This window comes from Sphingobium sp., from assembly GCF_033795625.1.
Classification (GTDB): Bacteria; Pseudomonadota; Alphaproteobacteria; order Sphingomonadales; family Sphingomonadaceae; genus Sphingobium.
In genome coordinates this window covers 1-9,635 of sequence record NZ_JARYGI010000066.1, presented here as the reverse complement: position 1 = coordinate 9,635, position 9,635 = coordinate 1, and the positions used below count along the sequence as shown (strand labels likewise).

10 protein-coding genes are annotated in these 9,635 nt (G+C 57.8%); 6 read left to right on the top strand and 4 right to left on the bottom strand.

Features of this window, described 5'->3' with window-relative positions; translation table 11 throughout:
• Positions 1-213, top strand: a 213-nt coding sequence (locus QHC67_RS18285) for a transposase (protein ID WP_319296543.1), incomplete at its 5' end; no start/stop codon positions are given.
• 481 nt (positions 214-694) lie between these two features.
• On the opposite strand, the gene QHC67_RS18280 is transcribed toward QHC67_RS18285, so the two are convergent.
• The 3 genes from QHC67_RS18280 to QHC67_RS18270 form a co-directional block, all read right to left on the bottom strand.
• Positions 695-1,735 carry a zinc-dependent alcohol dehydrogenase family protein gene (locus tag QHC67_RS18280; protein WP_319296542.1) on the bottom strand — a complete coding sequence of 347 codons (1,041 nt, stop codon included), beginning with the start codon at positions 1,733-1,735 and terminating at the stop codon, positions 695-697.
• A gap of 670 nt (positions 1,736-2,405) precedes the next feature.
• Positions 2,406-2,702: a type II toxin-antitoxin system RelE/ParE family toxin gene (locus tag QHC67_RS18275; protein ID WP_319296540.1), complete on the bottom strand. Its 297-nt coding sequence runs from the start codon at positions 2,700-2,702 to the stop codon at positions 2,406-2,408.
• Positions 2,699-2,980, bottom strand: coding sequence for a type II toxin-antitoxin system ParD family antitoxin (locus QHC67_RS18270; protein ID WP_319296538.1), 282 nt, complete (start codon positions 2,978-2,980; stop codon positions 2,699-2,701). Before QHC67_RS18270 ends, QHC67_RS18275 begins: the two co-directional genes overlap by 4 nt.
• 846 nt (positions 2,981-3,826) lie before the next feature.
• Between QHC67_RS18270 and QHC67_RS18265 the strand changes: the two genes are divergently transcribed.
• The 4 genes from QHC67_RS18265 to QHC67_RS18250 all read left to right on the top strand — a co-directional run bounded on the left by QHC67_RS18265 (position 3,827) and on the right by QHC67_RS18250 (position 7,746).
• A complete protein-coding gene (locus QHC67_RS18265; RefSeq protein WP_319296535.1) occupies positions 3,827-4,447 on the top strand; it encodes a hypothetical protein in 621 nt (206 codons plus the stop codon).
• 104 nt (positions 4,448-4,551) lie between these two features.
• The gene (locus tag QHC67_RS18260; protein ID WP_319296533.1) at positions 4,552-4,734 is read left to right on the top strand and encodes a hypothetical protein; all 183 of its coding nucleotides are present in this window, start codon (positions 4,552-4,554) and stop codon (positions 4,732-4,734) included.
• A 444-nt stretch (positions 4,735-5,178) separates the two neighbouring features.
• The gene (locus tag QHC67_RS18255; RefSeq protein WP_319296531.1) at positions 5,179-6,195 is read left to right on the top strand and encodes a S1/P1 nuclease; all 1,017 of its coding nucleotides are present in this window, start codon (positions 5,179-5,181) and stop codon (positions 6,193-6,195) included.
• 105 nt (positions 6,196-6,300) lie between these two features.
• A complete protein-coding gene (locus QHC67_RS18250) occupies positions 6,301-7,746 on the top strand; it encodes an OmpA family protein (protein ID WP_319296529.1) in 1,446 nt (481 codons plus the stop codon).
• A 117-nt stretch (positions 7,747-7,863) separates the two neighbouring features.
• Here QHC67_RS18250 and QHC67_RS18245 read toward each other — a convergent pair whose 3' ends face one another.
• The gene (locus tag QHC67_RS18245) at positions 7,864-8,340 is read right to left on the bottom strand and encodes a T6SS effector amidase Tae4 family protein (RefSeq protein ID WP_319296527.1); all 477 of its coding nucleotides are present in this window, start codon (positions 8,338-8,340) and stop codon (positions 7,864-7,866) included.
• 492 nt (positions 8,341-8,832) lie between these two features.
• Between QHC67_RS18245 and QHC67_RS18240 the strand changes: the two genes are divergently transcribed.
• Complete coding sequence (locus QHC67_RS18240) at positions 8,833-9,579, top strand: patatin-like phospholipase family protein (RefSeq protein WP_319296524.1); 747 nt, start codon at positions 8,833-8,835, stop codon at positions 9,577-9,579.
• The last annotated feature ends 56 nt before the right edge of the window (positions 9,580-9,635 follow it).

Here is a 9,635-nt window from a genome sequence, read left to right as displayed (position 1 = left end):
AATATTAGCATCGTTCCGCTGCCGCCGAAATGTCCTGAGCTCAACCCAGTAGAAAATATCTGGCAGTTCATGCGCGACAACTGGCTGTCCAACCGGATCTTCACATCCCACGACAACATCATCGACCTCTGCTGCGAAGCTTGGAACAGGCTGGTCGATCAGTCGTGGCGCATCATGACTATCGGACGCCGCAAATGGGCACGTGGGTCCTGATCAATGCAGGTCGGTATAAGGTCGCTGAAATGGCAAAATGGCGGGTTTCGGCAAAAGTTGGTCGGAGGACGACGGCAAGGGAACGGCAGCTATCCATGCATCCGCACCCCAAACCAGTCAGTCGCCTATCGGCCAGCCATTCCACCACTGTACGAAAAACAGGCCGTAACCGTCGCTCGCCATGTGGTTTCCATCAAGATAGATGCGAATGAAAGCTCACGCCACGGCGGACATAGGATGGCTCAGCCTATCAGGCTAAGCTGGATGGAGAGCGAGTGACGACAAGAATCATCTGTTCGATCCAAGTCCTAAGGATCGGCACCATGAACGCCGTAAGCGCCTGCCGATGAGAAGGACTAAGCTTGTGCGCAAAACTAGGGCACCTCGCACAGGAACCGGGCAGCGGACCCGGTGTGATCGCGCCTGAACCGAAAGAGGGGATCCGGGCGCCCAGAAGTGCCGGATCGGCCCCTACGATCGACTACGCCTGATTGGAAAGAATGATCTTCATGGCCTTCTCTTTCGCGCCGTTGAGGAAAACCTGATAGGCTTGTTCGATCTCGTTCAGGGCGAAGCGGTGGGTAATCATCTTCTTCAAAGGCAGCTTGTTGGACGAAGCCACCTTCATGAGCATGGGCGTCGTGTTGGTGTTCACAAGTCCCGTGGTGATCGTCAGATTCTTGATCCAAAGCTTCTGGATTTCAAAATCCACCTTGACGCCATGAACGCCGACATTGGCGATGTGCGCGCCGGGTTTGACGATTTGCTGACAGATGTCCCAGGTGGCCGGGATGCCGACCGCTTCGATTGCGACATCGACGCCCTCTGAAACGATCTTGAAGACTGCCTCGACGGCATTTTCCGTGCTGGAGTTGATCGTGTGCGTGGCTCCCAACTCCCTGGCAAGTTCGAGACGGTTCTCATCCATGTCGATCATGATGATGATTGACGGTGAATAAAATTGAGCTGTCAGGAGGACCGACATGCCGACAGGCCCAGCGCCAACAATTGCAATCGCATCGCCCGGGCGAACATTTCCATATTGCACGCCGATTTCATGTCCGGTGGGGAGAACGTCGCTCAACAGAACCGCGACCTCGTCATCTATTGTCTGCGGAATTCTATAGAGACTGTTGTCCGCGTGCGGCGTGCGCACATACTCAGCTTGCACACCGTCGATCATGTAGCCGAGAATCCAGCCGCCGTCCCTGCAATGCGCGTAGAGCTGCTTCTTGCAGTAATCGCACGAGCCGCAAGAGGTGACGCAGGAAATCAGGACCTTGTCGCCTTTCTGGAACTGCGTGACGCTCTCCCCGACTTCCTCGACGATCCCGACCCCTTCGTGGCCCAGGATGCGCCCGTCGGCGACTTCGGGATTCTTGCCCTTGTAGATCCCGAGATCCGTGCCACAGATCGTCGTCTTCAGTACGCGCACGATGGCGTCGGTGGGCTTCAGGATCTGAGGTTTCGGTTTTTCTTCCAAGGCAATATGGTGGTCGCCATGATAAACTAGAGCTTTCATCGATAGTCTCCTTCGGGGTGGCCTGTGTTCACTTGGTTTGGGGTAGCGAAATCACCGACGGACGCGCGCCGAGCTCGTGACGAATTTCTCGTACCGGCCATCATCACAGGACGGCTCTCACCCCCGAAGATGAACCTCAGGCTGCATGGGAGCGCGATCATTGGCGCGTCGAGCGGCTGACCAAGTAGCGGAAAGCGCCGACGCCACCGATCAAGGCTGTCGCCCAACTCTCTGCTTCTGTCGGGTTGTGGCTGCAATTCTGATCCTCGTACGCCTTCACGTTCGTCACCGTCCAGGCGTCGAAAACATTTTCTTAGGGCCGCCCGTTAGTATTCAGTACTATTCAGATAAAGGTAGGTCTGGCCGGGCAAAAGGCAATGCCGTGACCGGGCTTACGCTGGCGAAATCGCTGCTCCCGTGTTCAACGTCTAGAGAGGAAAGTCGCTGATCTTGGTCTACAAGCGGCGAGCGCTGGTTTCTCCAGGCTCCCGCTTCATTAGCAATAATACTCCGCGCTGGTTTCGATTGAGGTGCCGGATCAGGACTGATAGTCAGCCTCGCGATTTTGCCCCGGACCATGCCCTCCTGCGTTTCCGTGGATGAACGGCAAACAGGCTATTTTCGGCATCACGCTATGACAGCCACTTGCAATTCGAGCAGTCTGGCTACCTCAATTGAGGTGTAAGGCGGCGTCATGATCCTGTCCTGGCCCAATGATCCGGTGAACGAAGATCCGGTCCGGCTCGACGGAATAGAGAAGCCCGTATCCCTTGTGAGATCGCCGCCGGATCCCGTGTTGTTCGTAGCGCGGGACCAGCGGGAAGGCGCGCGGCATATCTACCAAACGCTTTGCGACGTCGCGCAGTTCGCCGACGAACGAGATCGCGCGCGCGGGATTGTCCTTCTCGATATATCTTCGGATGCCTTCGAGGTCGCGCGTAGCCCGTGTGGACAGCGTAACCTTCATTGACGCGATTCACCGCTCGTGGTTTTCTGAATGTCGGCGATGAGAGCGTCACAAACTTCGTCGAGATCGTGACCGCTACCGGCTCTCATCTCCTGAAGGCTTTCGTCAATCGACGCGTCGAGTTCTTTCAGCCAGCGTTCTTCGTCGACGATCGCGCTTTGATCGCGGCGGATCAGGTCGCGAACATAGTCGCTGACACTGGCATATTGGCCGCTGTCGATACGGTTCTGCACATAGTCTCGCATAGGATCAGGCAGGGAAACATTCATGGTAGCCATAGGCTGATACCTCCAACCGCAATATGGCAAAAATTGCCACTCCCTTCAATGCCCCCTCCTCAGCAACGGCGCATTTCATGTGATTACCGGCAACCTTGCTTCTGATTATCGCAGGTCTCCGGTGGCCTAATTCCACCAAGAATCGTATATGGATTGCACACCAAAGGGGGACCGATACGATGCCTAAAATAGCGACCGCTGCTCGGCAGAACTGGTTCTATCTTGTGCTTCCCGTATTGCTGGGCATCGCCTTCGGTTTCCGAGCAACTCACCCTTGGGGCGATCAACCGATTTGGAGAGGCAGCCACGCTCTTCGATTGGTGTCTGTTTGTCCCCTTCCTCTACGCAGTATGCTATCGCGATATGCCTCGCCGCGCGTTGGCGCTCCGCACGCTGGCTCTGGCGTGTGGCGGACTGTGGATCGCTGGCAAGATCGTTCCTGATTCTGCGAAGACAATCCTTGCCCAGAAGAGCATTTTGGGTCACCGCCTAAGCGGTTGATTTCGCAGTAAAATCATAGATTTACGAAGTCGCCAAGGACAACATTAGCACGATTTGGATTCGTGGAAAAGGGTGGACGTGAATGGACGGGGCGGTTCGAGTCCTTCTGGGTATCGGCTGCTTGGAGCTTTGTCTGAGATACACCTGCAAATTTCGGACAGATAAGCGGGTAGGCAGACCCTATGTCAGGACTTTGCCAGTGTGCCGAGAACCGCCTTGTGGCGCTCCAGACTGATTTATCGAAGTATGCGGATGTTCATCAGTTTGAATTGGAGCGCGGGCAACTTGGCCAGCGCTCCAATCGGAAAGCAGCTCCAGTCCGGATCGCCGGCCTCGAAGGACAGGATGAAGGCGCGACCTGCATCGATGAAGGTCCACTATCCGATTGCGGCATTTCAAGTCTCCTTGGTCTTCGCGCGAGCGGCCGATCCGTCCGTGCAGACTGTCAGGCGGCGCGCGCAACTGAGCGCGGGCTTTGCTGCGCGAAATAAAGTGCGGTCGCGCGAAGCCGCGGGGCGCCCCGGCGCGGCCAAGCGGACGAAGACACAAATATGCGATATAGCCGCGCCCGGGGTTAAATTGACCGGAGTCATCATCTTCATATTCGCTTTGGGTCTGCTGATCACCGCAGCGGGCTATGCGAGCCTGCGCTTCACGACGCTGGATCCACAGATGCCGATCCCGCGTGCTTGGTGGGTCGATCTGGCGACCGCGCTGGGAGCCGGTCTGTGTCTTCTCATGACCGGCCTGCCGCTTCCCGCGGAAGGGAAGCCGTTCTTCGCCTTCTTGTCAGTGACTTTAGCGCTTGCACCGGCAATGGTGCCACCCTTTCGGCTGAGCAAGGAGAAGGAACCGAGCTGGCTCCGACGCCAAGTACGATCATTCGCGGCCAAGGGTCACAATGCGAAGCTCAAGAACCTATTGGGCTCATGCTGGGCGGAGCGGCCACGCTCATCCTCGCAATGATGCCGGAGCCGCATCCGCCGCTGTGGTTTGTGGCGTTCGGAACAGCGGCGCTTTTCTCGATTCTGACGCGGCCCTTCTCGTTCCGGCTGCCTTCGGGATAAATCATGCCCATCGAGCGCGCTTCGCTCGAACTGCTGCAGAAGCTGCGGATTCAACGAGGGGTCGCGGCCGCGGCTACGGTTCTTTGGCTTTGCCTCGCATTTCCGCTGCTGGACAAAAGCTATTTAGAGACTTTCAGGCCGCTCTACTCCTTAGCAGCGCTGCTTATCGGCCTCATCCTCTCGTGACACCGGATTGGCGAAAGCAGCGAAGCGGTCGCGCCAGCGGCACAGTCACGACCGCCTCAGCGCGCGATTTTGCCGCTTCCAATCCTTCTTCAGCGAGGGCCAAAGCCTATGCTTACCGCGCCTTTCCTGACTTAGGACTCCAGGATCTCGCCTTCGCGGTCGATCACGCGCCACAGATATTGCCACGCAGCATTGATCTGACTTTGTCGATGTGCAGCGACAGTGCCGCCCTCCGGTTCCGATACGCTCCACCTACGGCCAACACTGGCGATGGAGGCGATAATGCAACAACAATCAACACGGACCAATAAGTGAGGGCCGGTCAGGGAAGACAGCTACTTGAGCCGACTTAGACTCCATCCGAACTGGCGGGAACTGGCTGCGATAGTAATGGAGCCGAAGCTTAATTTCGCGTAGACTCTGGACAGCACTGGGGGAATCATCATGCGCTACTGGCTTAGCTTGCTGATTGCGGTCGCTCTAGCCTTGCCCGGCCTAGTCATTCCACAGCCCGCGAGAGCCTGGGGGCGATTTGGGCACCTGACGGTCTGCGAACTTGCTTACCGCAATTTCACACCGACAACGCGCGCCGCCGTTGGTGGGCTTCTGCAATCGCGAAGAGGCGGCATCACCGTCAAAGGAAAAGGGCGCATGGAGGACAGGCACTACACGTCCTTCAACCTCGGCTGCCTCGAGGAGGACGCACTTCCGCGGCAGCACGCCGAAGACCATTTCATCAATGTCGCTAGAAGCGTCGGCTCGATCGACGGCCCCGCTTGCCCAGGCAATGGCGAATGCATCTTGTCGGGCATCACTCGGGACTTGGCGACCCTCAAGGACTCAAACCGCTCGAGCGAAGACCGCGTGCGCGCACTGATGGCTATCGGCCATTGGGTCGGGGACATCCACCAACCGCTGCATATTTCCTTTGCCGACGACCGGGGCGGAAACGGCATCGATGCGACGCTCAACGGACGATGCGGGACATCGACCTATCGGGTCGAAAACCTGCACGCGGTTTGGGACAACTGCCTACTAGAAAGCGGTCTGTTCGAACGCGTGCGAAAGCGCGCCGACTACAAGAAAAGCTGGGGCCGCAATACCATCACCTACCGCGCGGTCGACACGCTACAGGCCAATACGAGCGCGACCGTTGAGCGCACGATGGTGGGCGGCGAGCCGTGGCAATGGGCGAAGGAATCCTTCGCAACCACGCTCGATCCGGCGGTGCTTTACTGCAAGCTAATCAACGGCAATTGCCAATATTCCGAGAACGAACCCATGCTACGGCCGGGGTCGGCGAAGCGTGTGCAATCGCTCAGCCAGACCTACCTCGCGCAATTCGCGCCCACGGCGGAATCGCGCATTCGGCTCGCAGGATTTCGCCTCGCTCATTTGATCAACAGCGCGCTTGATCCGCGCTATACGCAGCCCGTTCAGGATTCAACGCAAGCACCCTGATGACGGCGAGCGAATACGTTGTGTTGAACACCGCGAATTTCGGGTTCGCGCCATTTTCTGAAGGAAATCTATGGCTTTGATTTTCAGGCGTTGGGGGGCAAAGTTGTGACCGAATTGCTCGATTTTGGCGCGCGCAACTGGATGTTTTGGAGCGGCGTCGGCGGACTTGCGGTCCCGCTCTTGTGTTACTCGCTCCGCTGGTTGGGCAAGCGCATCCCCGGCATGAATGGGGGCGCGACCACCCCGATCGTTACGCCCGATTCTCCGACCGACACCGATCGCGACGCCAATCGGCCTGCTCCTACGCCCGAGCATGTCGATCAGCTACAGGGAATTGAGGGAATTGGTCCGAAAATTGCCGAGTTGCTGGTCGCGAACGGTCTGGACAGCTTCTCGAAGCTTGCTGGGACGGAGGTTGCCAAGATTCAGTCCATTCTCGACAAAGCGGGATTTAAATACGACTTGGCCGTTCCCGCGACCTGGCCCGCACAGGCGCAATTTCTCGCCGACGGCGACATCGAGTCATTCCTCAAGCTTGCCATCACACTGACGGCTGGGGTCACGGTCCTCGAAAACATCACGGGGATCGGCTCAGCCTTGGGCGAGCGCCTCCGGTACGGCGGCATCAACACCGTAAAAGCGCTTTCGATGGCGTCGGAAGAAGATGTCCGCGAGGCCTTGGGCGATGACCACCATGCGCTGGCCGCTGACATTCCGGGCTGGATCGCCCAAGCGGAATGCTTCGCCGCAGGTAACAGGCTTGCATTAGCGGAACTCGCGGGAAATTTGCAACGCGCTACCATGCCTAGCGCCGCAGCCGACATTCTAGCCGGTCCTGCTCGAACCCCGTCACCGACAGATACCGCCAGCTGCGGCGAAACGCCTACATCGACTGGCGATGGCGGCCGTGCCGGAATTCCGTCACTGGTTCCCGACGCCGGGGGTGGAGCGCCTTCAGGACCGTGGGTGGGTGAAAAAGCAGCGCTTGCTTGCACCGCAGGCTTGGGTTCGCTGCTGCTTATAGGCTCGTTCGCATTCCCTCCGCCACGGCCGCGGCTGATCGAGCATCGCTTCGAACGTGATTGCATGCTCAATGGCCGAACCACCTTTCCGGAAAGCGCGCTCTTCGAGAAGGGTCAGACCACGCTTACTGTGGAAGGTATCCAGGTCGTAAAAAAATATGTCGACGATCGCAAACGTGAGGCAGTGATACGCAAGGACAAGCCCGACAAAATCCTGGTCGTGGGCTTCGCAAGCGACGAGGGGACGGAAGACTACAATAAAGCGCTCTCGGAGCGACGTGCCCGGACCATCTCCGAGCGCTTGGAGACTGAGCTCGGCTGGGCGCGGACGCTCTTTACCCACGCGGGCAAAGGCGAATCCGAAGCCAGGGCATGCTATCTGGAATCGCGGGCGACGCGGGAGGCCTGCCGCGTTTCGGACCGAAAGATCGAAGTCCTGGTCGCCTATGGAGCGATTGATCCGGCGTCGGCACAACGGACCTGCGGCGATTGGCGCAAGATCAATCTCCCGAAACCTTCTAGGCTCTGATACTTCTATATCCCAAGGACAGGCATCCAAAATATCGCCGGTCGCTGTAGGTTTCGCCTGCTTGCTGGACAAATAAGCCTGCGGGACATGCGGCTTCGGCAATCGCAGAATTCCGCCTCACAGCCGCCATAGTTTGAGATCCGTCGCATCGCGGGCATAGTCGACATGGCAATCCACGCGGCAATCTCCCTTATTCCACAGATCAACATGGCCGGCCGCGTCTATACCTCCGGGAACGAGATAAAGAAGAATCCCAGTCCAATCGGGCAACGGAGGCTTGAGGTCGGTGCCAGGTATTTTCGTCATTCCCCATGTTTCGTTGCCGAGCAGCCCTTGAAGCCATTTGTTCGCGGTCGGAACGCGGATGCAAATGCCGCGGCCGGCTCCGTCCTTCATTTTGCCGTCTGCGGCCACGAGGTCTGCGGGTGGTGGGCTACCAATTGCGTGCATTGCGACGCTGAGCCGGATCGTGCAGGTGTTTTCATACCTCTTGTCGCCGATGAGCGCGGGCCAACCACCACCCATTTTATTGAACAGGGGCTCCTGTTTCATCGTCGGGTAGGCGTCCCAAAGGTCCTGAAAATTGATCGCCATCTTCCTAAGCTCCTTTTTCTCTTCGGCTCTTGAACCTTTGCATTTTCATCCGAAGCGCATCCCTATACTTCAATTCGATCAATGGCGATGCTGAATGACAATGCAGTTGTATCAATCTCCCTCTTGAACTGCGCGGAGCGGACTTCCAGGCGTACGACCGGACAAGTCGCGCTAGTCTGCATGCGCTACCGGAAGCGTGGCGCCAACGGATTGAGGGACGAGGGAGCGTCCGCGGCCAATGATTTGTCTTCGAGGGCGCGCAGCGGGGGCGTGAATCGGTATTCGTGTAAGTGACTGTTCGCCGCAGAATTCATGGTTCACTATGGGCTGATCTCGAGAGCGTGGCAGGGGTAATGCAGTGGCCACTTCCACCATCAATGGCATTGGCACTGAAGGCGATCGCAGACCAAATCAGCCAGGCTTTACTCAGGTAAGACTGACGGAGCGACGCGCTAGGTTCCACGCCGTTTCGACCAATAAGGAATGAGGGCCATGACCGTGACCGAGAACACTTCTCGTCAGTACTGCGATCTCATAATGAAGGGCGGGATTACCAGCGGCGTCGTCTATCCTAAGATGATCACCACGCTCGCGAAAAAATACAATTTCCGCAATATCGGTGGTGCATCCGCAGGCGCCATCGCCGCAGGCGTCGCGGCAGCCGCCGAATATGCCCGGATCATGGGTAGGAGCGGCGAAGGCGTGGGCATGGATGGGGTCGATCAGTTGCCGGGCCTTTTCTCGAAGGGCATACTTGGTTTCTTTCAACCCGTCCCGCGCTTCCGGAGGTTGTTCGCTCTGTCGCGCGACGCCATCGCACTTAAGGATTCGAGTACCCCGCGAGGGCGAGCGCTTTTCAAGCTAATCCAGCAGCACTATGGACGAATCGTTCCGCTTGGAACCGTCGCGGCGATCGCGCTTACCGCGCTCGCGTCTGGTGCACTGGCTTGGGTTCTTCTCGGTTGGAGCGGCGTCTTGAACGTCGTTTTCTTGGCTCTGCTCGTCAGTGCACTCACGGTTTTCCTTGGTGTCGCGAAGCTAGTCCGAACTGTCTTCGAGGAGGTCGCCAAGGGACTGCCCGAGAACCGCTTTGGCATCTGCTCGGGTCTGACTGAGAACGAAGGCGAGGTCGGCACCGGCCTTACTGATTGGCTAGCCGACCTTCTCGGCAAGACTGCCGGTCTTTCCACAGACCAAGGGCCACTCACATTTCGAATGCTTAACAGGGTGCGGAAATAGGGTCGTTCGGGGATCGATCTGAGGACTTCGACAGTTTGACGTCGGTCATTTGAAGC